Raw genomic sequence first — 21,886 nt, forward strand, 5'->3', positions numbered from 1 at the left:
TTCACCACGGGACACCGGTAAAGCAAAAGGAGAGCCGAATGGCTCTCCTTTTTGCAGAATCGACCGGAGACGAGTTAGACCGCCTGGACGTTCTCGGCCTGCAGGCCCTTGGGACCGCTGACGACGTTGAACTGCACACGCTGCGCCTGCTGGAGGCTGCGGAAGCCGTTCGAATTGATAGCCGAGAAGTGCACGAAGATGTCTTCGTTGTTGACGTCACGGGTGATGAAGCCGAAGCCCTTGGCGTCGTTGAACCACTTGACAATACCCTGTTCCATTTTGGGGTGTTCCTTTGGTGTTAATTTGCGCTTGAGAATTTCGAGGAAGGTGTATCGGCAAGCAGTGCTCTGTAAGGCATGACAACCGGTGTTACCCACTCGGGTACGAGCGTACCTAGATTATATCTCAGTTCCGTTTTTTCGCCGCTACAGGCCGCTCCCGGCGCCGCTCAGCGGAGAAACAGTCCTGCAAAGCGATCACGATATCCCGCAAATACTACCAGCCAAAGCACAGAGAAGATCAGGCCCATCTGAATCCCCGTATGGAACAGAAAGATATGGAAAAACAGGATGTTCACGAGGATCGGACCGAGGATCACCAGCCCGAGCGGGACGAAGATGCCTGTCAGCAGCAGTAAGCCGCCCAGCGCCTGCAGCACCGCAACGGCCTGCATGTAGTGCGACTGGCTCATCGCGGTTACAAATTCACCCGCTGTGCCAGGCGGCACCATGTTCGATCCCGGCAGAAAGCGAAAGAAGGCATTCAGGCCAAAAATAACAAAGGCCAATCCAAGGAGAATCCTGGAGAGAATGGTGGCGATTTTCACGTGCAGCTCCTCCACAATTGCTTCGTACCTTTGTACGCCACAAAAAGCGGAGGAGCTACTGACCTGCCCCGTATTTCTCAGCCAGTCATCACTGGATGTTCTCTTCTTAGGTGATTGGTTGTGGCTTTTCGACAGGAAGGGAGACATTGGCTGAAGCACCATCCTGTGGTTTGAGCTTGCATCCTGCAATACGAAGGCGTGGGTCCTCTAGTGCGGATTACCCAAACCATATCGATATTGAGCTGGGGGAAAATCCATGCACAGACACAGGCAAGACTTGGCGTGAGGTTTTAGATTTCTCGTAGCATGTGACTATGCAGCGTAGCTGCTTGCAGGTTCGAGCGTCAGAGAATCACCACCCAAGCCTGCATGGTGTTTTCGAAATGTTCGACAAGCCTGTCTGAGCCGTAACCCTTGTCGGCAATCACAATCTTGGTCTTATGATCGCAAGCAATTTGATCACGAGCATAGAGCACTGATCTGCCCGGCGGTAATCAGGATATTCTGCAACAGTCCCAGTTCGTCGACTTATAAGTGAATCTTCGCCAGCGTGGAAATGCCACAGAGTAGAACCTTGTCACCTCCCTTTTGCCGCCTGTAGCTGCCTGCTGGAGAGCCTCTACAAAGTTGAATCGGTCATTGAATACTAGCGTTTCTCATCCCACACCAACTCTTGAAAGATGCTCTCCCATTGCTTGCCGTACTGCTCGAAAAGTTCGCTCCATCGCGCTCCCGGCGCAACGCCATAACACACTGCTCACCAAAGCGCAGTTATTAACCCCCTTGCGCCCCAGATGCTAGTCTCGGATTGTTGCCATCCCTCTCCGAATCAGCGTTCGAACGAAAAAAACCAGTTGCCACTCCACACTTAGGAGATCGGAGAATAACGATCTCTTAAGAACAGAGTTGTACCATGCATGAATAAGGCGCTCAAAGGAGTACAAGTGAAATCAGGAAACGAGCAAGGAGTGCAGAATGTTGTCACCGACGTTCGAACATCCTCCAAATTTTATCGCCCCGAATTGGATGTCATCCGGTTCGTGGCTTTCATGCTTGTATTTCTCAATCACTCTCTGTCCAGATTTCCAGATCGCTATAGCCATCATCTGGGGCCATTCGGAGCCAATTTGTGTGCATCCTTATGCAAGCATGTGCGGATTCGGCTTATGCCTGTTCTTCTTCTTAAGCGCGTACCTCATCACCGAACTTCTCCTGCGGGAACAGAAGCGCACTGGAACTATCAAAATTGCAAATTTCTACGAACGTAGAATGTTGCGAATCTGACCGCTTTATTTTTGGGAATTGCACTTGCCATGCTGATCGCCATCGCAAGGCATACACCAGATGATCTGAAACGATTTGCGTCCTATCTGTACATGATGGGGAATTGGTACATCGTTCACCATGGCTGGTCGCTCGATAACCCACTGGAACCGCTATGGAGCATTTCCGTCGAGGAACAGTTTTATCTGATCTGGCCTCTGGTAATTGCGTTGACCGGAGAACTCGGCGCCTGGATCAGTGCGGTATTTTTCGCTCTCTTATCCATCGGAGTAACCTTTCATCTGGCTAATACCGGTGCGCAGCTGGATTCCCAGATTTGGTGCAATTCCTTTGTCCAGTTCCTTATGTTTGCCGCTGGAATTCTCTTTGCGCTTGGGCTCAAAGGCAGAATGCCTGAATTGCCAAATTGGCTGCGATGCCTCTTTCCACCGATAGCCTTTGCCTTATGGTTTTTCTCTGTCGCTGTCCTGAGGACAAAGACCTACGGATACGCACAAGGTGGATTCGCAGTGCCCTTAGGATATGTGCTAACAGCGATTGGATGCATCCTGCTCTGTGCTTCACTGCTGGGAGTCAATGCGAAAATGCCCTCGGCTCTTGTCTATCTAGGCAAAATTTCCTTTGGGCTTTATGTCTTCCACTTATTGGCATCACAATTAGTCGCCAAGACGCATATACATCACGATGCGATATTCCAGAAGCCCCTGGCCCTGGGACTGACAATACTTCTTGCATCGATATCCTATCGCTATTTCGAAACACCATTCCTGCGCATCAAGAACAGGCGCGCGATCATTCACACTCGTCCCGAGTAGTCCGAACTAGCAAATCTACATTCACTCATCTCTTGCAGTTTTCCGAACCCGTTTGTGTCTCGCAGGTAAACCCAGAGATCCAAATGGTATTATTCATTACAGCCGCATTTTAAAAAAGGACAATGGAGAGAATCATATGGGACGCGAATCCCATCGGGTCTTCTTCCGGTTCATTGCTCTTTCATCATGACGACATCGAAAATTGCCATGATTATTCCGTGTTACAACGAGCGGAATCGGCTTCATCTAGATATTTACGAGGAGTTCCTGCGGGTCTCGCCCGTGCATTTCGTCTTTGTTGACGATGGGAGCAAAGATGGTACATCCGATTTTATCGAGAGCTTTCGCCGCGGCAAGGAAGATCGCGTCAATCTGCTCATTCAAGAGGTAAATCAAGGCAAAGCTGAAGCCGTGCGGCGAGGGATGGAGTTTGCTTTCGGCCGAGACTTCGATTTCGTCGGGTTCTGGGACTCCGATCTGGCCACCCCCCTGCATGCCATTTCCCAATTCATGGAAGTCCTGACGACGCGCCCTGAGATCGATATCGTATTTGGCTCGCGCGTCAAGCTTCTCGGCCACGATGTGCAGCGACGCGCAATTCGCCATTATCTTGGCCGAATTTTCGCAACGGTAGTTTCCACGCTTCTTCGCTTGCCGGTTTATGACACCCAATGCGGAGCCAAGCTCTTTCGTGTTGGTCCTTATACACGAGAAATCACCGCGCAGCCTTTCCAGAGCCGGTGGGTCTTTGATGTTGAACTGATCCAACGCTTCATCAAAAAGACCGGATCTCCGCGTGCTGCCGCGGCCCGGATGTATGAATTTCCGTTGGACTCCTGGGAAGAAGTAGGCGGCTCAAAGGTCAAGCCCTTTGATTTTTTCCTGGCATTTCGGGATGTTGTCAGGATTTATTTGTCCTACCGGTAATCCCAGGATTCCCTTGGCGTGGGATCGGTCCCCAAAAGCCATCTTCTACAATTTCACTTCACGCGTTTCCTACTGGTTCCCTGCTCGATAGAAAAGTGCACAAGAGACGGAAAGCATGATCTCCATCTGCACTCGTTTCCTGTTTCCGGCAAGCCGCTATCCTCTCAAACTCACCAAGGAGCTGCTCATTGCTCACCGTAAAGGGACCTTCCCGGCCGCTGTCTCTGCTGAATCTTAGCTGTTCGGTTGCATTTGGTCTGTTATTCGGACTCATCGCCTTCTCTGTGCTCGTGCTCTTTTTCCCCACGAATCTAGGCGTAGATCAATATTGGTGCATGTACGCTGCCAGCAGAGTGTTATCTGGCGTACAGCTGGATGGAGCACGGTTAATCGAAACGAACCCTCCACTCTTCGTGTGGTATAGCCTCATTCCGTCCTTTCTGGCCAAGGTGACTCATCTCTCCTATACCCTTTCGTATGAGTTAGTCACGCTCGTCCTCGCATTTCTAAGCTGGCTTGCATGCTGCAGGTTGCTTCGGATTCTGACTCGCGGAGAAGGAGGTGCGCCGTGGGCACTCGCACTGGTCACGGGAGCTGTCGAGCTCTTTCTGATCCAAAGGCGCCCTGGTGAATTGTCGTTTTCCCTGACGAACTTCGGCCAAAAAGAATATTTCGTTGTTATTTTTCTGCTTCCATATTTTCTAACTCGGCTGATTGGTGCCGATCGCGTTACGCGTACGATGCGCATTCTTATCGGCATCGCGGCTGGCGTGGCCATCTGTCTCAAGCCACATCAGGTTCTCGCCGTTTTTCTCTTCGAAATCATTGTCCTCTGGCATAAAAGGGAGCTGCGCAGTCTCCTGCGCTCCGAGATGCTGGCACTCGTTGTCACCTGCGCTTCCTATCCTCTCGCCATCGAGATTTTTTGCCCTCTGTTCTTCAAGAATGTTCTCCCGATGATGCTCGATGCGTACTGGGGCATAGCAACGCACACGATGTCCGCCATGCTTGTCCACCAAGAATCACATCATATTGCAGCATCTTTGCTGGCGGTGGCTGTATGGTTGGGGGTGAAGAAATCCCTGCGAGCTCCCATCCTGCCTCTGGCTCTGATTGCCGCAAGCATCGGTTCTGGGCTTGCCTATGCGCTTCAGCGCACCGGCTGGGCCTATCAACAATTGCCCGCGTGGACCTTTCTCATCCTAGCGATTGCCTGGATGCTCGTCGATCTCGCTTCTGTCTGGGCCAGCAAACGCCAGATTGAGATCAAGCCCTTGCCCGCCGTCTATATCAGCACAGGGCTGCTGTTCGCGGTGCTCCTGGGCCTCCAGGCTGCACGCATCACTAAGCGGAAGGAAGCAAAGCTCCTGGCCCAGGCAACGATCTCTCAAGAGTTGGCCATGCACTCGCCAGGCACACCGGTCTACCTTATCTCTACAAGCATGCCTCCCTTTCAGGTGTTGCTTACGCACCATCTCCTCTGGGCTGGTCGCTATGCGCATCTCTGGATGCTCCCAGCCATTGAAATGAATGAAGCGCATGCTCATATAACCAACAGACCATTCAAATTGATCCCCCCCGCAGAACTTGCCGCGCTCTCTAACCAGGTACATCAGGATATCTCTTCAGATATTTCGTCCTGGAATCCGGAGATAGTCTTTGTTGAGCACGTCAGCCCACAGAGCCCGACCGGCTTCAATCATCTTCAATGGCTTCTACAAGACAACAGCTTTGCGCTGAAGTGGGCCCACTACAAGATGGTGAAGACCGTAGCCAACTACGATGGCGCCCCAGATGCTTATGACGAATACGTACGTGCTGAGAACTAACGCATTATCGATTCGCAGCAAAGCAGATGTAAAGAGAGCCATTCTCCTTGACGAGAACATGCTCGCAAACACTGCCCTGCTCCAGTCGAAATGACAACGCGAGGCACTGGCTATACGTAGATACGGCCTAGGGCGTATCTACATATTGAGAGAGCCATCTCCGGGCACAAGCGATGGCGACGGTGGCGTGAAAATTTTGCTTGAGTTTATCAAAGCGAGTGCTGAGTCTTCTGAATTGCTTGAGGTGGGCGAAGGTTCGTTCGATGCGGTTTCGCGTTCAGTATAAGGTGCGATTGAAGTCGCGTTGAGTCNTTCGATGTTTTGTTCGGCGAGATGGTCGAGGATGTAGTTCATATCATAACCCTTGTCGGCCAGAACCGCCTTGGGTCGAAGGTCCCCGAGCAAGGTCAGGGCCTGGGTATAGTCGTTTCGTTCGCCGCCGGTCAACAGGAAGCCTAGAGGGCGTCCAAGCCCATCGGCGAGCAGATGGATTTTGGTCGTCAGACCTCCTCGGCTGCGCCCCAAAGCGGTCTCCGAAGCCTTTTTTTTCGCGCCGTGGCGGCTTGCTGGTAGGCGCGCACGATACTGGAGTCCATCATCACGTAGCGGGTGTTGCGATCCTCCAGCAGATCTGCGAAGACCTTGTCCCTGCCCCCCTTGCTCGCCCACCAGGTAAACCGCTTATGAACCGACTTGTACTTACCGTAACGCTCAGGCATATCTGCCCAGGGCATGGCCGAACGCAATACCCAAAGCACACCATGCACAAACTAACGGTTATCTACCGCCGGTCGCCCCACCCTGCCTGCTTGTCCTGGAAGAAGAGGTTCTATCCGGCGCCACTGAACCTCCGTTAACTCATACCGACCAACACCCATCCACTCACTGAAACAAATCAACTCCCCACAGAAAAGTGAATATGTCGACACAACCTAGGCCTCGCGGAAGAGGCCTGGATCGCTCACGCTGGGGCGGCCCGTCTCCACATGTCCGGCATAGCGGCGTAGATATTCCGGGGAGTCCGGACTGGTAACGGAGAGATCGAACCACGAGTGGCTCGCACCCAAATCCCAGCGATCAACCTGCGACGCTCCCGCTGCAACGGTGTATTCCCGCGGCTTCGCATCTGGAGCATAGGCATTGGCAATCTTCACCGTCGCCGACTTCGCCCCTGTATTTGTCACTGTAAGAGTGACATTTCCCGACGACTGGTCATACGCTACCGCGACCTCTACGCCCGGTAACTCTGCTGCATTCCCGCGGAACTCGCTGTGATATCCATGCGGTCCCCATAGCGCCAATCGATACTTCCCTTCTTCGAGCGGCCAGTAATCCGCCAGCTTGTCACCTGCAGCGATGCTGTAGCGGCGTGGCGGCGTATCGACGGCCAGCCCGTTGAAGGCATAGAACGCCATCCCCGCCTTGCCGGCGTTCGTGAAGTCCACCCACACCCGCCCGTCTTCCACCCGGCTATGTGCGTAGATCTCATATGGGAGCGCTCGCGAGGGCCGCGTGCCCGGCTCCTGTGCCGGCATCTCCTGCACTGCCGGCACATGCCAGGGTTTGTGCGCCGAGTTCAGAGGCGCGGGCGCGGTGAATTTCACCGGCTTTCCATCCGGCGTGCCTGCAAAGTCGAAGGCGGATGTCAGGTCGCCGCAGATCGAACGCCGCCATGCGCTGATATTCGGCTCCTCGATGCCGAAGCGTGCTTCGAGGAAACGCAGTACGGACGTATGGTCGAAGGTCTCCGAGCAGACCCAGCCGCCACGCGTCCACGGCGAGGCGATGACCATCGGCAACCGCACCCCGAGGCCAATCGGCTGCAGCCCGCCTGGGTCCGCACCTGGAACCAGGGGGGTCATTTCATGCGGATACTTGTTCAGATCGAGGAACTCATCCTTGAGCGAATCCACCAGCTCGGCTGACACCATCCCCGAGGCATTCTGTGCCTGCGTGTGTGGAGGCATCGGCGGCAGCACATGGTCGAAGAGCCCGTCATTCTCGTCGTAGTTCAGAATGAAGACCGTCTTGCTCCACATCTCCGGGTTCGACGTGAGGGCATCCAGCACCAGGTTGATGTAGTACGCTCCATCGGTCGGCGAAGCTTCGGGATGCTCACTGTACTTGTACGGCGCGACGATCCAGTTCACCTGCGCGAGGCGATTGTTCGCGACATCCTCGCGAAACTCGCGCAGTGTACGATCGGTCACGCCCTTCTGCACCAGCGGACCATGTGGATCGGCGCCTTCTTTTACCTGATAGGCGGCAAAGAACTCGAGCGAGTTATCCGTGTAATTATCCGTCGGCGTGCCCGGCTCTCCGCTACCGCCCTGATAGAGCTTCCAGCTCACCCCCGCTTTTTCGAGGCGCTCCGGATAAGTCGTCCACGTGTAGCCGTTGGTATGGCTGCGCTCTTCGATGCCCGGGCCGTTCGGCTTTTTGCCCAGGGCATTGCGCGCATCGATGGTTCCGCTCCACAGATAGATCCGGTTCGGACAGGTGTCCGCGTGAATGGAGCAATGGTATGCGTCACACACGGTGAAGGCATCGGCCAGCGCATAGTGAAAGCTCACATCTTCGCGCCGCAAATAGCCCATGGTGATGACGTCCTGCTTCTGATTCACCCACTGGTTGTGGTGGCCATGATTCCAGGAGAGATGGCCGCTGCTCCAACCATGGTCCGTGCCCGCCTGAAACTCGGTCGTTTGCTTTGGATTCAGATAGAACGGCAGGACATGCTCGGCCGAGTCGGAAAGTCCGCGAGCGTGGTAGCGATGCGTCTTTGTCTCCGCCGGCGGCTGATACCAGACGGGCTTGCCGTTCGGCAGCCGCGCGGGACGCGGATCGTTGAAACCACGCACGCCACGCATCGTACCGAAATAGTGATCGAAGGAGCGGTTCTCCTGCATCAGGATGACAACGTGCTCCACGTCCTGAATCGTGCCCGTAACTCGATGGGGAGGAATAGCCAGTGCGCGGCGAATGCTGAGCGGCATGGCCGATGCGCCAGCCGCAGCAGCGACGATGCGAAAGAAATCGCGGCGAGTACGTTTCACAGAAGAGCTCCGGGCAGAATTTTTTCCAGCATAGTATGCGCTGCGTCAATCCGCGATGAATCGCAGTGACTTAGCGATGTGCCGTCGCTTCATCCGCATAAAGATCTACGATCTCTGCCGCATACTTTTCCGCGATCACCCGCCGTTTCAGCTTCAGACTGGGTGTCAGCTCACCGGAATCGAGCGACCACTCTGTCGGCACCAGCCGAAAGCGCTTGATCGTCTCGTAATTCGACAGGCCCGTGTTCACTTCGTCCACGATCTCCTGGTATCGCGCCACTACCTGCACATCATTCACCAGCTCACGCCGGGTTGCCGCGGCAATTCCCTGCTCCTTCGCCCAGACTTCGAGCGCTGCAAAGTTCGGTGAGATCAACGCCGAGGCAAACTTATGCCGATCGCCCACCAGCGCAGCACCGCCCACCAGCAGGTGAGCCTTCATCCTGTTCTCAATCGGCTGCGGTGCGATCAGCTTGCCGCCCGAAGTCTTGAGCAGTTCCTTCTTCCGGTCGGTGATGTACAGGAAGCCGTCGGCATCCGCATTGCCGATATCCCCGGTGCGGAACCAGCCTTCCGCATCGAAGTTCTCCGTATCGTGCGGCTCCCGCTTCCAGTAACCGGAAAATACATTCGGCCCCTTCACCAGCAGCTCGCCATCTTCAGCAAAACGGTATTCCACCTGCGGCAGCGCCTTGCCTACCGAACCCATCCGATAGGCCGACGGCGTGTTGATCGCCAGTACCGGCGAAGTCTCCGTCAGTCCATAACCCTCGAGAATCCGTATCCCCACCGATGCGTACCACTTCGCCGTATCCTGCCCCAGCGGAGCTCCGCCGGAGATGAAATACCGTACCTTGCCGCCGAAGAAGTCTGTCACCTTGCTATAAACCAGCTTCTTCGCCAGCTTCCAGCTCACCGCGCCTGGTATCTCACCGCGTCCGATCTTCTCCATATGACCGGTACCTGTCTTCACAGCCCATGCGAAGATGCGCTTCTTCACCGGCGAGAGCCCGGCGCGCCGCTCTACCTCCTGCCGCACCTTTTCATAGACACGCGGCACCGCCACCATCACCGTAGGCCGCACCTCGGCCAGCGCGGCAGGCAACTGCTCGAAGGCCGAACAGTAAGCCACCGTCGCCTGCTTCGTGTAGATCGCGTAATCCAGGTGCCGGGCGGTAATATGCGATAGCGGCAGGAACGAGATACAGCTGTCCTCGGTCCAGATATCGAACCCGGCCAGCGACTCGTTGAGGTTCGACGCGATATTGCCATGCGTCAACACCACGCCCTTCGATTCCCCGGTGGTGCCCGAGGTATAGATCAGCGTTGCGATATCGTTAGGCTGTACATCGTAGGCCCGGCGATCGAATTCCGCATCGCGCGCCGTTTCCTTGTCCGCGCCCTCCATCAGTGAGGCGAACGGTATCCCGTCCGGCGTGCCCTCGCTGTCCATGATCACAATGCGCTCAATCGCCGTTGTACCGCGGATCGCTGCTACTTTTTCGTACTGCGCGCGGCTGGAGACGAAGATCACGCGCGCGCCCGAGTCGGCCAGCAACACCGCGGTCTGCTCGGCATTCAGCGTGGGGTAGATTGGCACGTCAATGGCGCCGATGGCCAATGCGGCAAAATCCGTGACCGCCCACTCCCAGCGGTTTTCAGAGAGGATGGCGATCCGGTCGCCCCGGGAAATGCCCCAGTCGCGCAGCACACTGGCCAGTTTGCGCACCCGCTGGTAAAGCTGTCCGCTCGAGATGGGTGTCCAGCGCAGATTTCCGCCAGGTCCGGAGACCGGCTCCAGGATTACCCGCTCCCGGTTTCCGGCCGTTACCAGGAAGAAGATGTCGTTCAGGGTCTTCAGGTTCGTCACAATCGCATCACTCTAGCCGAGCCGCATAACCCCACACAAGCCACCGGTACCATGCCTCTGCATCCTCTCTATAAAATAGCCGCCCCATTCGGGATGCGGCCCTGCTAGCCTAGAAGTGTATGAAAATCGGTGTTCTTGTCTTCCCCGGCTCCAACTGTGATCATGACACGTACCACGTCGTCGCCGAGCTTGCGCAGCAGCCGGTTACCTTCCTCTGGCACGATTCCTCGAGCCTCGAGAACTGCGACGCTATCCTCGTGCCCGGCGGCTTTGCCTATGGCGACTATCTGCGCACCGGCGCTATCGCCCGCTTTTCGCCCGTCATGCAGTCGGTGAAGAAGTTCGCATCCGACGGGGGCCTGGTCCTCGGCATCTGCAACGGATTCCAGATCCTCTGCGAATCCGGCCTGCTCCCCGGCGCGCTGATGCGCAATGCCGGACTCAAGTACATCTGCAAACAGGTTTACCTGCGCACCGAAACCACCGATACCCCATTCACGCACCAGCTGAACAAGGGCGAGGTAATGAAGATTCCCATCGGTCACATGGAGGGCAACTACTTCTGTGACGAGTCCACGCTGGCCCAGCTTCGCGCTCAGGACCGAATCGCTTTCCGCTATGCCACTCCCGAAGGCGAGATCACACGCGAAGCCAACCCCAACGGCTCACTCGACAACATTGCCGGCATTCTCAGCGAGGGCCGTAATGTTCTCGGCATGATGCCCCACCCCGACCGCTCGAGCGAAGCCCTGCTCGGCTCGGCTGACGGCTTCAAGATCTTCCAATCACTGGTCGCCTCGCTCGCCGGCGTCCGATAGAGCCTAACCGGAATTCACCCACCGGAACCACCTCAACCGGCTTCAGCGCAGTGATGCAACCATGATTGATATCCATCACCATCTGCTCTACGGTCTCGATGACGGCTCGCCCGACATCGAGACTTCGCTTGCCATGGCCGAAGCCGCAGCCGCCGATGGCATCACCCATATCGTCTGCACGCCGCACGCCAGCTCCAACTTCGCCTACCAGCCGGAGCTCAACCAGGAGCGCCTGGCAGCACTGCGCGAGCGCCTCGGCGATCGCATCACGCTTGGCATCGGCTGCGACTTTCACCTCTCCTACGACAACATCGAAGACGCGCTCAAGAACCGGACGAAGTACACCATCAACCAGAAAAAGTACCTCCTGGTTGAGTTCAACGACTTCATGATCCCGCAGAACATTACCGATGTGTTCTACGAGCTCAGCATTGCCGGACAGCAGCCGATTATCACCCACCCTGAGCGGAATGCCGTCATCAAGCGCAATCCTGAACGCATGAAGGATTGGATTCGCGAAGGCGCACTGGTGCAGATCACCTCTTCCTCGCTCACCGGCCGCTTCGGCAAAACCGCGCAGGCACTCTCCTTCCAGTTTCTCGAGAAGAACTGGGTCCACTTTCTCGCCACCGATGCGCATAACCTGGACTCGCGGCCGCCGAAGCTCAGTGAAGGCTATGAGGTGCTTGAAAAACGCTTCGGCAAGGAGACTGCGGAACGCCTCTGCGTCACCAATCCCCGCGCAGTCTTTTACGGAGAGGATTTTCCCCGCCAGCCGCAGGCTCTGGATATTGCCGACGAACATAGCGGACAGCCCTTGCCCAAGAAGGGCTTCTTCGGACGCCTGTTTTCGCGCGACTGACTCCCAGCCGCGCGAAAACCGTTCCTATAAGCCCAGTCCGCCGTCTACGCCCAGCAATTGTCCGGTGATGAAGTGCGGCCCGGAGGCAAAGAAAACCACCGCCGCCGCTACTTCCTGCGGAGAGCCGTTGCGCTGCATCGGCGTCTTCTTCGCAAAATGCTCGTATTCGGCCGAAACCTCTCCGTTTACGATCATTCCTGGCGCCACGCAGTTTACGCTGATCTCGGGCGCAAAGGCCTTCGACATGGTCTGAGTCAGCATGTGCAGCGCAGCCTTCGATGTGCAGTAGTGCGCATGCGTCGGCCAGGGATGAATCCCGCCCAGCGAGCCGATGTTGATGATCCGCCCGTGCGCAGCCTTCAGATAGGGATAGGCCGCCTGCGCTGCCAGGAACGGGCCGCGGGTGTTGGTCTCGAACATGGCATCCCACTGCTCCACACTGATGCTTTCAAGGGCCGCGGTCTCGAAGCGGCCGGCGTTGTTCACCAGCACGTCCAGACCACCGAGGAACTCCGCTGCATCCTTCACTGCCTGCCGGATGCTCTCCGGGTTCCGCAGATCGGCATGCACAGCCTGCGCCCGGACGCCCATCTCGCGCAATTCTTCCACCGTTCGGGCCGCCGCGTCCGACGACTCCCGGTATGTAATCACCACATCCGCGCCTTCCGCGGCCAAAGCCAGCGCAATGCTGCGTCCAATTCTCTTCGCGGCGCCGGTCACCAGCGCCTTCTTTCCTGTCAGGGATGGCATACACTCAATTTTAAAGTGTGAGGATTCAGTTTGCTCCTGCCGGGCAGCGTGTCGGCCCCATTCCACATCCAAGCTGAAGTTCTTCAGATATCGGAGCGAAAGTACGTCGGTGTCCGTCCCTTACGACCGTCCTGATCAAAAACTCAGGTCACTTTTTTTTGTTTCCCCGGCAATTCGCACGAGCAAACCGCTTCTCACCGGCGCCCTGCTTCTCGTGCTTGCCATCATCTGCCTCAACTCCTGGCTGGCGCTGCGCTCCATCGAGGTACTGAACCGGAGCGAGTACTGGGTAGCTCATACCTGGCAGGTTATCCAGCAACTGGAGCACGTCATCAGCTCCGCCAAGGATGGCGAAAGCGGGGCCCGGGGCTTTCTGCTTACCGGCGATGACAGCTATCTTGCCCCCTACACTCGCGCGCGCCAGGTGCTCCCAGGCGAAATCGACGAGGTACAAAAGCTCACCTCCGACAATCCGGATGAGCAGAAGCGTGTCATCGAGCTGCGGGAGGTGGTCAACAGCCGCCTGCAGCTTCTTGAACAGGGCATCGAAGGCAAGCGCGGCGGTGATGCTACCCCGCTGCAGCTGATGGTCGTAAGCGGCACCGGCGAAGCCGAGATGGACCGCACACGCGAGATCGTAAGCAGCATGCAGGCTGAGGAACAGGGGCTGCTCGCACAGCGGACCTCGCACTCGGCCTCGGCACGGCGGCGCGCCATCTGGAGCGTGCTCTTTGCCAGCACCTTCGATGTCGTGATGATCGGTCTTGCCTTCTGGATGTTCAACCGGGAGCGAGGCTTCCGTCAGCGTGCGGATTTTGTCGCCTCACGCCTGGAAAAGCTCCAATCCATCAGCGACACGGGCCTCAATCGTCTCGACAGCGCCGAGCTTACCATCGCGCTTACTGGACGCCTGCGCTCCGTACTGCATGCCGACAGCGTTGTGTTCTGTAACTGGAACGACGATGAAATCGAGGTTGTACATGGGGACGGCATTCCTGTGCGCCCCGGTCGCAAGATCACCCTTGACCCTTCCGGACCACTCTATCTCGCCGGCGTGGAGAAACGGCTCATCCGCGCACAGGGAGAGGAATCGAAGGCCATTCCATTCCCCGCTCTCAGCTCGCAAATGGCCGTGGTCCTGGTGATGCCGGTGATCGTTGCCAACGAGGTACGCGCGCTTCTGCTGGCAGGCACGCATCAAGCCCGATCCTTCGCCGTGCAGGATGAGCAGCTGCTTACGCTCGCCGCCGACCGCATCGGTCTCGCGCTCGACCGCGCCCGCGCCTACGAGGCGGAGCACGCCGCACGCCAACGGGCAGAGGCCGCAGCCGCCGAGGTGACAGCCCTGAACGCAGAGCTCGAAGATCGCGTCCGCATCCGCACGGCCGAGCTGGAGGCGACCAACCGTGAGCTGGAAGCCTTCAGCTACTCCGTTTCTCACGACCTTCGTGCTCCGCTTCGCTCGGTCGACGGCTTCAGCCTCGCTCTTGAAGAAGATTTCATGGAGTCGCTCAACGAAGAGGGCCGCGACTTCATCCGCCGCATCCGCGCCGGCGTGCAGCGCATGGGCCAGCTGATCGACTCCCTGCTGCAGCTCTCCCGAATCACGCGCGCAGAGATCGCCTACGAGTCCTTCAACCTGAGCGAGCTGGCCGAAGAGGTCGCCAACGAGCTTCGCGCACAGAATCCGGACCGCAACCTTGCCTTTCATATCCAGCCGGATATGCAGGTTCAGGCCGACCCGCGGCTGCTTCGCGTAGCGCTGGAAAACCTGCTCGGCAATGCCGTGAAATTCACGGCCAAAAAGCCGGCAGCCGTCATCGATGTGGGTTATATCCCGGAATCCGGCGAATATTACGTCCGCGACAACGGCGCCGGCTTCGATATGCAGTACGCGAACAAGCTCTTCGTCGCCTTCCAGCGGCTGCACGGAGACAAGGATTTCAAGGGATCGGGCATCGGACTCGCCACCGTCGCCCGGGTCATCCGCCGCCATCACGGCACCATGCGGGCGGAGGCCAAACTGAATGAGGGCGCAACCTTCACCTTTACTTTAAGATAAAGAAGCTATGTCTGAGCCCAGAGTCATTCTTCTCGTAGAAGACGATCCGGATCACGAAGTCCTGACCATTCGCGCCCTGCGCAAGTCTAATATCGCGAATGAAATTCGCGTCGCCCGCGACGGCGAGGAAGCGCTCCGCCTGCTCTTTGGCTCGGACCCGGACTCGCTGCAGGCTGCCCCCCAGGTCATCCTCCTCGACCTCAAGCTGCCCAAGATCGACGGGCTCGAGGTGCTTCGCCGTATCCGCGAAAGCGACAAGACCTGCATGCTGCCGGTCGTCATCCTCACCTCTTCGGATGAAGAGAGCGACATTGTCCGCAGCTATCGCCTCGGTGTGAACAGCTACATCCGCAAACCCGTCAATTTCAGCGAGTTCGCGGACGCAACCCGGCAGTTAGGTATGTACTGGCTGGTACTGAACGAATGCCCACCCCTGGCGAACTGAGCGGAGCGCCCCTGCGCGTTCTTCTCGTCGAGGACAACGCGGATGACGCCCTGATTCTGGAGCGGCATCTGCGCCGTGCCGGCTACAGCGTCTCCGTACGCCGCGTGGAAACCGGCGAAGAGATGCTGGAGGCTCTGAGCGCCGATCTCATCTGGGACATCATCCTGGCAGACTTCAACCTGCCGGTCTTCAGCGCTCCAGCTGCGTTGACCCTGCTCAAGTCCACCGGCCGCGATATTCCTTTCATCATGATGTCCGGCGCCGTCGATGAAGAGACTGCCGTCTCCGCCATGCGTGCCGGCGCGCACGATTACATTGCCAAGCAGAACCTCGCCCGCCTTGTTCCCGCGATCGAGCGCGAAGTCAAAGAAGCCGAGGCCCGCCGCTCCAGGCGCCAGACCGAATCGGCCCTGCGTTCGATGGAAGAACGCTTTCATCGCCTGGTGGAAGCCATGCCGCTGGCACTACTCATCAGCGACCTCGACGGCCACATCACTTACGCCAACCAGGGAATCGAAAGCCTCCTCGGTTATTCGCAGGCAGAGATTGCCAGCGGCGTCGTGACCCTGGCCCGCATCTTTGGCTCTTCCGATTCCGGCCTGCCCTGCATCATCAACGCTTCCCGCGGCAAGATGAGCGAACCGAGCGAAGTCGAGTGCGTGAACGCCTCCGGCACCCGCGTTCCCGTGCTGATCGGCTCGGCCGAGCTCAACTCCGAGTCACCGGGCAGTGCGCCGCAGATCGCCGCCTTTCTCGTCGACCTTACCGAGCAGCGCCGCAGCCAGGAAGTATTGCGCCGCACGGAGAAACTGGCTGCTGCGGGCCGTCTCGCGGCCTCGATCGCGCACGAGATCAATAATCCGCTCGAAGCCGTGACGAACTGCCTTTATCTCCTCAGCCAGATGCCGTTCGATGACCACGCCCGCACCTTTCTCGATCTTGCCCAGCGGGAATTGAACCGCGTCGTGCACATTACGACCCAGACGCTGCGTTTCTACCGTCAGAGCACCAGGCCTGTAGAAACCGATCTGCATGAGCTCTTCGAAACCGTCATCTCACTTTTTGAAGGCCGTCTCCGCTCGCAGTGCATTCATGTAGAACGCCGTTATGGCGCACTCCCTCCCATCGTTGTTCATGATGGCGAAATCCGCCAGGTGATGGCCAATCTTCTCAGCAACGCTATCGACGCCATGGTTGCCAGCGGCGGACGCCTTATCCTACGCACAGCCATCAGCCGCGACTGGGCTACGGGCCGCGAAGGTGTGGCTTTTACCATCGCCGACACAGGCACCGGCATCGATGCTGCAACGAGAGAGCATCTCTTCGAGCCCTTCTACTCTACCAAGGGCATTACCGGCACGGGGCTGGGACTCTGGGTGAGCCGTGGCATCGTGCAGAAGCATGCCGGCCGCATTGCTCTCCGCTCTCGTACGGGCCACAATGGCGGCACTGTCTTTCGCATCTTTCTTCCCTTTGCCGCTCCGCCTGTCGAAATCAGCGGCGCTCCCCTGCTCCAGGCCTCTGCTTAACACCGTCCTCCTCGCAAGCAACACTCTCGTCGAACCGCGCCTCTGAACCTAGGGACCACAGTCTCAGTCAATCGCGAGGATGCACGATGGAACTGAAGCTTCTGCCCGGGAAGCCATACCCGCTTGGTGCCAAGTGGAACGGCACCGGGGTAAATTTCGCTCTCTACTCGGAAAATGCTACCGGCGTCGAGCTTTGCCTTTTCAACGAGGCTGACGAGCAAACGCATCGCCTGCAGCTCCGCGAAACCACGGCCTTTGTCTGGCATTGCTACATCCCCGGCCTCCATCCGGGCCAGCGCTATGGCTATCGCGTGCAGGGCCCATGGAACCCTGAACAAGGGCAACGCTTCAACCCTGCCAAACTCCTCGTCGATCCCTATGCGCAGGCCATCGCCGGCAAGGTTGACTGGAGCCAGCCTATTTTCCCCTACCAGTTCGGAGGCGAGGATGCCGACCTCCATATCGACGACCGCGACAGCGCCGCTGGCGTACCTAAATGCATCGTCGTCAATCCCTACTTTGACTGGGAACACGACCATCCACTGCGCATCCCACTTGCAGACTCGGTGATTTACGAAACGCACGTGCGCGGTTTCAGCATCCAGAATCCCGAGGTCCCCGAAAACCTGCGCGGCACCTATGCCGGCCTCGCGTCCCCAGCCAGCCTGCGTCATCTCAAGAAGCTCGGCGTAACTGCCGTAGAGTTGATGCCCGTGCATCACTTCGTGAACGACAGCCATTTAGTCGAAAAGGGGCTTACCAACTACTGGGGATATAACACCCTCAGCTATCTCGCACCCGCCGGACGCTACGCCGCCACCGGAGAAGACGGCAATCAGGTCTCCGAGTTCAAAGCCATGGTCAAGGCTCTGCATCGCGAGGGCATCGAGGTCATTCTGGACGTGGTCTACAACCACACGGCCGAGGGCAATCACCTTGGCCCCATGCTTTCCATGCGCGGCATCGACAATACGACCTACTATCGCCTCATGGCGGACAATCCCCGCTATTACCTGGACTACACCGGCACCGGGAACAGCCTCAATGTGCGCCATCCGCAGGTGCTCAAGCTCATCATGGATTCACTCCGCTACTGGGTGACCGAGATGCATGTGGATGGCTTCCGCTTCGATCTCGCCGCTACGCTTGCGCGCGAACTGCATGACGTCGATCGCCTCAGCGGCTTCTTCGACATCATTCACCAGGACCCCACTCTCGCGGATGTGAAGCTGATTGCAGAGCCATGGGATGTCGGCGAAGGCGGCTACCAGGTCGGCAACTTCCCTATCCTGTGGGCGGAGTGGAACGGCAAGTATCGAGATACCGTACGCCGCTATTGGAAGGGTGATGAGGGCCAGCTCTCCGATCTTGGCTATCGCCTCACCGGATCGAGCGATCTTTACCAGCACGATGGCCGCCGCCCCTACGCGAGCATCAACTTCATCACTGCGCATGACGGCTTCACGCTGCATGATCTCGTCAGCTACAACGACAAGCACAACGAGGCCAACGGCGAGAACAACCAGGATGGCGCCAACGACAACAACTCCTGGAATATGGGCGTCGAAGGCGAGACCCACGATATAGGGATCGGCGATGCGCGCCAGCGGCAGATGCGCAACTTCATGGCGACGTTATTGCTCTCGCAGGGTGTGCCCATGATCAGCGGGGGAGATGAAATCTGCCGCACGCAGAACGGCAACAACAATGCCTACTGCCAGGACAATCCCATCAGCTGGTACGACTGGTCCTCCACGGAAGAAAAAGAGGCCATGGTGGCTTTTACCTGCCGCCTCATTGAAATGCGCAAGCTGCATCCCAACCTGCGCCGCCGCAAATTCTTCCAGGGACGCGCCATTCACCACTCCGCCGACATCGCCTGGTACGGAACCAACGGAAAAGAGCTGAGTGAAGCGGCATGGAACGCCGGCTGGATCCGCAGTTTCGGCATGCTGCTCAACGGGCAGACCCTCGAAGCTGCCGACGAGCTCGGCAATCCGCTCACTGACGACACCTTCCTGATCCTCTTCAATGCACATCACGAAGCTGTGAGCTTTGCGCTGCCGCATCCACCGGCTGGAGGACGCTGGCGCGTCACCATGAACACCTACGACCTTGCCAACCCCTTCAAGACATTGCATACCCGCGCCCGCATCAAGGTGGAAGGCCGGTCTACGATGCTGCTCTGCGAGAAGAAGGCGAAGGAAAACATCCTGCCCTGAGGCTAGCCCGATGTGCACTCCGTGGGCCTATGATGTCGATGTTCAACGCACAGGCCCCGCGTGCTTCTTCAGCTCCGCGAGCGGATAGAACGTTCCCCGCCACTGCACACCACCGCTTGAGAGCGTAACGACCATCGAGCGGAGGATCGAATACACCATCACGCACAATCCCAGCGGAAAGGTCACGCAGTACCACGTCGAAATCCCCGTGTAGCGGCGGTAGTAGCGATACAACAGAAACAGCATGAACAGCACCGTCGCCGCCGGCCACAACAGCGCATGCGCGAACGGCGCGGCGAGAAACGGCCCCACGCAGAATGCGGTCATCCCTGCGCAGGCCAGTACTGTAATCCACACCGTAAAGCGAAATACGGCGAAGAAGTTCTTCGTAATATTGCGCACCATGCCGGCCAGTCCGACAGCCCAGCGTACGCGCACCATGCCTTTGCCGAAGGCCACACGCTGGCGATAGCCCTGCCGTTTCACCTCGACACCGAGACGCAGATCCTCAAGTACTTCCATCCGCAGCGACTCGAAGCCTCCCATCGCGCGGTACACGTCGGCCCGCACCATGTTGAAGGCCCCCACGCCGATCGACTCCTTCGCCTGCGGATCGGGGATCTTCCAGAAACGCGATGAGAGCGCCGCAATCCCCTGGAAAACCGCAATCATCATCCGTTCGCCGAACGACTTGAGAATTAGCGAGGGAAACACGACCAGGTGATCGGCCTCGTGCTCCTTCGCTACGCGCCCCTCGGCAAAGTTCATGGCGCGCAGCAGCGAGTCCGGCGTAAAGAAGATATCCGCATCGGTGAAGAGCAGCCATCGCCCGGCGGCGTGACGCGCCGCGTAGGCCATGGCATGTGTCTTGCCCATCCAGCCTTCGGGCAGCTCTTCGACATGCAGCACATGCATCCTGCGTCCTGCCGCCATGGCCTCGGCGGCCACGCGATCCATGATCGCGCCGGTCGCATCCGTGGAGCGATCGTCCACTGCAACGATCTCGATCGTCAGGCCTTCGATTGCCAACAGCGTGCGCAGCGCCGCCTCTACCGACTCTTCTTCGTTCTTCGCCGGTACGATCACCGATATCTCCGGCGTCTCGCTCTTTTCCCGCGGCGCGCCAAAGCGCGCATCCAGCAGGTCCGGGATTTTCGGGAGGTTTCGTAGCGCCTGCAGAGTTGAAATTACCCACAGCAGCGCGATCAGCCAATTCAAGGTCAACAGAGTGACCAGCAGGGCTCCATGCATCGTCGTTCTACTTCTCTTCCTCAAGAGGCACGGCAAAGCGCGCCCCCGTAAACAGAATGATTCCCGAGATCAACAGCGCGGCCTGCGTCATGCTCAGCCCCACGCGCAGGTTTGTCTTATCCGAAAGCAGCCCGATCAGATGCGGCGAGAAGGCATCGCCCAGCGCATGAATCAGAAACAGGTTCAGCGAAATCGCCGTCGCGCGGATCGGCGCCGCTACCGAGTTCACAATCGCAGCATTCAGTGGCCCGTTGCCGAGAAACAGGAAGAACTCCGCAGCGAAGGCGGCCGGCATCAACAGCTTCAGCGGGCCGAAGAGCACCAGCGCTACGAATGGAATCGCCAGCAGCGATCCCCAGCCTGACACCAGGTAGAGCGCACGATCATTCCGCCGCATCCAGCGCTGCGCCAGCCATCCGCCTACGGCGGTACCGATCAGCCCATCCACAACGGTCAGCCCGCCTGCGGCTGTACCTGCCTGCGCCACGCTCATGCCTGCAAAGCGCTGGAAAAACGTTGGCAGAAAGGTCGAGATACCGCCCACGGCGAAAGTCCATGCTGCGAGCCCCAGCGTTGCAAACCAGAAGGCCGGATTCCGCAGCAGTCCATGCAGTGTCGCACGTGTTTCCGTTGCCTGCAGGCGATCTGCACTGCCCCGCTTCGGCTCTTTCAGAAAGCAGAAGGCCAGCGCGATGAGCAGGCCCGGCAGCGCCGCGACGAAGAATGGCGCGCGCCAGCCATAGTGCTGGCCTACGACGCCGCCTGTAAGATATCCGAGCGCGCCGCCGATCGGGATGGTCAGATAGAAAATGCTCAGCACGCGATTGCGCGCCGTCTCCGGATAAAAGTCTGCCAGCAGTGAAGGCGCGAAGATGCTGAAGGTCGCCTCACCGATCCCCACCAGCGCATGGCGCAGCAGCAGCGTCTCGTAACTGTGCACCTTTGCCGTATACAGAGTTGCGATGCTCCAGAGCAGCGTGCTGCCAATGATCAGCGGCTTACGCTGGAACCGGTCTCCGAGCCATCCGGTCAGAGGAGCCGCAAGCATGTAGGTGAAGAAAAAGGCTGAGGTCAGCAGCCCCATCTTCGCGTCATTCACTCCGAACTCATGCTGCACCAGCGGCTGCACACCCGGCAGGATGTAGCGGTCGATGAAGTTGAAGAGATTGAGCGCGGTGAGAAGAAACAGTGCAAAGCCTGCCGTGCGCGCGGCAGGAATTCGTGCGCTCGCATGGGGGGCAGCAGGCATTCCGATGAACTAGAGCATAGCTGAAAGCGCGCAGGGGCGGAGCGTCCGCTCAAAAAGAAACGCGGCCCACCAAAGCGGGCCGAATCCTCGT

16 protein-coding genes and 1 pseudogene are annotated in these 21,886 nt (G+C 58.0%); 9 read left to right on the forward strand and 8 right to left on the reverse strand.

Features of this window, described 5'->3' with window-relative positions; translation table 11 throughout:
* Nucleotides 1-74: 74 nt before the first annotated feature.
* The gene (locus ESZ00_RS11850; RefSeq protein ID WP_129208477.1) at nt 75-278 is read right to left on the reverse strand and encodes a cold-shock protein; all 204 of its coding nucleotides are present in this window, start codon (nt 276-278) and stop codon (nt 75-77) included.
* A 170-nt stretch (nt 279-448) separates the two neighbouring features.
* Entirely contained in the window at nt 449-973 is a 525-nt protein-coding gene (locus ESZ00_RS11855) for a DoxX family protein (protein ID WP_229741212.1), read from the reverse strand.
* 1,166 nt (nt 974-2,139) lie between these two features.
* Here ESZ00_RS11855 and ESZ00_RS11860 point away from each other — a divergent pair.
* From ESZ00_RS11860 to ESZ00_RS11870, 3 genes are all read left to right on the forward strand, one after another.
* Nucleotides 2,140-2,925: an acyltransferase family protein gene (locus ESZ00_RS11860; RefSeq protein WP_129208478.1), complete on the forward strand. Its 786-nt coding sequence runs from the start codon at nt 2,140-2,142 to the stop codon at nt 2,923-2,925.
* A gap of 186 nt (nt 2,926-3,111) precedes the next feature.
* Nucleotides 3,112-3,852: a glycosyltransferase gene (locus tag ESZ00_RS11865; protein WP_129208479.1), complete on the forward strand. Its 741-nt coding sequence runs from the start codon at nt 3,112-3,114 to the stop codon at nt 3,850-3,852.
* 632 nt (nt 3,853-4,484) lie between these two features.
* Nucleotides 4,485-5,681: a hypothetical protein gene (locus ESZ00_RS11870; protein WP_129208480.1), complete on the forward strand. Its 1,197-nt coding sequence runs from the start codon at nt 4,485-4,487 to the stop codon at nt 5,679-5,681.
* Between the two features lie 127 nt (nt 5,682-5,808).
* Here ESZ00_RS11870 and ESZ00_RS11875 read toward each other — a convergent pair.
* From ESZ00_RS11875 to ESZ00_RS11885, 3 genes and pseudogenes are all read right to left on the reverse strand, one after another.
* Nucleotides 5,809-6,559: pseudogene (locus ESZ00_RS11875) on the reverse strand (IS5 family transposase).
* A gap of 54 nt (nt 6,560-6,613) precedes the next feature.
* A complete protein-coding gene (locus tag ESZ00_RS11880; protein WP_129208481.1) occupies nt 6,614-8,737 on the reverse strand; it encodes a phosphocholine-specific phospholipase C in 2,124 nt (707 codons plus the stop codon).
* Nucleotides 8,738-8,807: 70 nt separating this feature from the next.
* A complete protein-coding gene (locus tag ESZ00_RS11885; protein ID WP_129208482.1) occupies nt 8,808-10,607 on the reverse strand; it encodes an AMP-dependent synthetase/ligase in 1,800 nt (599 codons plus the stop codon).
* A 119-nt stretch (nt 10,608-10,726) separates the two neighbouring features.
* Here ESZ00_RS11885 and purQ point away from each other — a divergent pair, with 119 nt between their 5' ends.
* Together purQ and ESZ00_RS11895 are read left to right on the forward strand one after the other, a co-directional pair.
* Entirely contained in the window at nt 10,727-11,425 is a 699-nt protein-coding gene (gene purQ / locus ESZ00_RS11890) for a phosphoribosylformylglycinamidine synthase subunit PurQ (protein WP_129208483.1), read from the forward strand.
* A gap of 61 nt (nt 11,426-11,486) precedes the next feature.
* The gene (locus ESZ00_RS11895) at nt 11,487-12,287 is read left to right on the forward strand and encodes a tyrosine-protein phosphatase (RefSeq protein WP_129208484.1); all 801 of its coding nucleotides are present in this window, start codon (nt 11,487-11,489) and stop codon (nt 12,285-12,287) included.
* 24 nt (nt 12,288-12,311) lie between these two features.
* On the opposite strand, the gene ESZ00_RS11900 is transcribed toward ESZ00_RS11895, so the two are convergent.
* Nucleotides 12,312-13,037, reverse strand: a complete 726-nt coding sequence (locus ESZ00_RS11900; RefSeq protein ID WP_129208485.1) for an SDR family NAD(P)-dependent oxidoreductase — start codon at nt 13,035-13,037, stop codon at nt 12,312-12,314.
* A 214-nt stretch (nt 13,038-13,251) separates the two neighbouring features.
* Here ESZ00_RS11900 and ESZ00_RS11905 point away from each other — a divergent pair, with 214 nt between their 5' ends.
* The 4 genes from ESZ00_RS11905 (at nt 13,252) to glgX (ending at nt 19,295) form a co-directional block, all read left to right on the forward strand.
* The gene (locus ESZ00_RS11905; RefSeq protein ID WP_164981482.1) at nt 13,252-15,099 is read left to right on the forward strand and encodes a sensor histidine kinase; all 1,848 of its coding nucleotides are present in this window, start codon (nt 13,252-13,254) and stop codon (nt 15,097-15,099) included.
* A gap of 7 nt (nt 15,100-15,106) precedes the next feature.
* Entirely contained in the window at nt 15,107-15,544 is a 438-nt protein-coding gene (locus tag ESZ00_RS11910) for a response regulator (protein WP_129208487.1), read from the forward strand.
* On the forward strand, nt 15,523-17,073 hold the full coding sequence (locus ESZ00_RS11915) for a hybrid sensor histidine kinase/response regulator (protein WP_129208488.1): 1,551 nt from the start codon (nt 15,523-15,525) through the stop codon (nt 17,071-17,073). The genes ESZ00_RS11910 and ESZ00_RS11915 overlap by 22 nt, the downstream gene beginning before the upstream one ends.
* Before the next feature lie 86 nt (nt 17,074-17,159).
* On the forward strand, nt 17,160-19,295 hold the full coding sequence (gene glgX, locus ESZ00_RS11920; protein ID WP_129208489.1) for a glycogen debranching protein GlgX: 2,136 nt from the start codon (nt 17,160-17,162) through the stop codon (nt 19,293-19,295).
* A 42-nt stretch (nt 19,296-19,337) separates the two neighbouring features.
* Here the strand turns inward: glgX and ESZ00_RS11925 are convergent, their stop codons facing one another.
* Nucleotides 19,338-20,546 carry a glycosyltransferase family 2 protein gene (locus tag ESZ00_RS11925; protein ID WP_129208490.1) on the reverse strand — a complete coding sequence of 403 codons (1,209 nt, stop codon included), beginning with the start codon at nt 20,544-20,546 and terminating at the stop codon, nt 19,338-19,340.
* Nucleotides 20,547-20,553: 7 nt separating this feature from the next.
* On the reverse strand, nt 20,554-21,795 hold the full coding sequence (locus ESZ00_RS11930) for a spinster family MFS transporter (protein ID WP_129208491.1): 1,242 nt from the start codon (nt 21,793-21,795) through the stop codon (nt 20,554-20,556).
* Nucleotides 21,796-21,886: the final 91 nt, after the last annotated feature.

The organism is Silvibacterium dinghuense (assembly GCF_004123295.1).
Lineage (GTDB): Bacteria > Acidobacteriota > Terriglobia > Terriglobales > Acidobacteriaceae > Silvibacterium > Silvibacterium dinghuense.

Bases quoted from the DNA above. Each gene is read 5' to 3' on its own strand.
- ESZ00_RS11850 (WP_129208477.1), bottom strand. From the start codon at position 278: ATGGAACAGGGTATTGTCAAGTGGTTCAACGACGCCAAGGGCTTCGGC.
- ESZ00_RS11855 (WP_229741212.1), bottom strand. From the start codon at position 973: ATGTCTCCCTTCCTGTCGAAAAGCCACAACCAATCACCTAAGAAGAGA.
- ESZ00_RS11860 (WP_129208478.1), top strand. From the start codon at position 2,140: ATGCTGATCGCCATCGCAAGGCATACACCAGATGATCTGAAACGATTT.
- ESZ00_RS11865 (WP_129208479.1), top strand. From the start codon at position 3,112: ATGACGACATCGAAAATTGCCATGATTATTCCGTGTTACAACGAGCGG.
- purQ (WP_129208483.1), top strand. From the start codon at position 10,727: ATGAAAATCGGTGTTCTTGTCTTCCCCGGCTCCAACTGTGATCATGAC.
- ESZ00_RS11895 (WP_129208484.1), top strand. From the start codon at position 11,487: ATGATTGATATCCATCACCATCTGCTCTACGGTCTCGATGACGGCTCG.
- ESZ00_RS11900 (WP_129208485.1), bottom strand. From the start codon at position 13,037: ATGCCATCCCTGACAGGAAAGAAGGCGCTGGTGACCGGCGCCGCGAAG.
- ESZ00_RS11910 (WP_129208487.1), top strand. From the start codon at position 15,107: ATGTCTGAGCCCAGAGTCATTCTTCTCGTAGAAGACGATCCGGATCAC.
- ESZ00_RS11915 (WP_129208488.1), top strand. From the start codon at position 15,523: ATGCCCACCCCTGGCGAACTGAGCGGAGCGCCCCTGCGCGTTCTTCTC.
- glgX (WP_129208489.1), top strand. From the start codon at position 17,160: ATGGAACTGAAGCTTCTGCCCGGGAAGCCATACCCGCTTGGTGCCAAG.
- ESZ00_RS11925 (WP_129208490.1), bottom strand. From the start codon at position 20,546: ATGCATGGAGCCCTGCTGGTCACTCTGTTGACCTTGAATTGGCTGATC.
- ESZ00_RS11930 (WP_129208491.1), bottom strand. From the start codon at position 21,795: ATGCCTGCTGCCCCCCATGCGAGCGCACGAATTCCTGCCGCGCGCACG.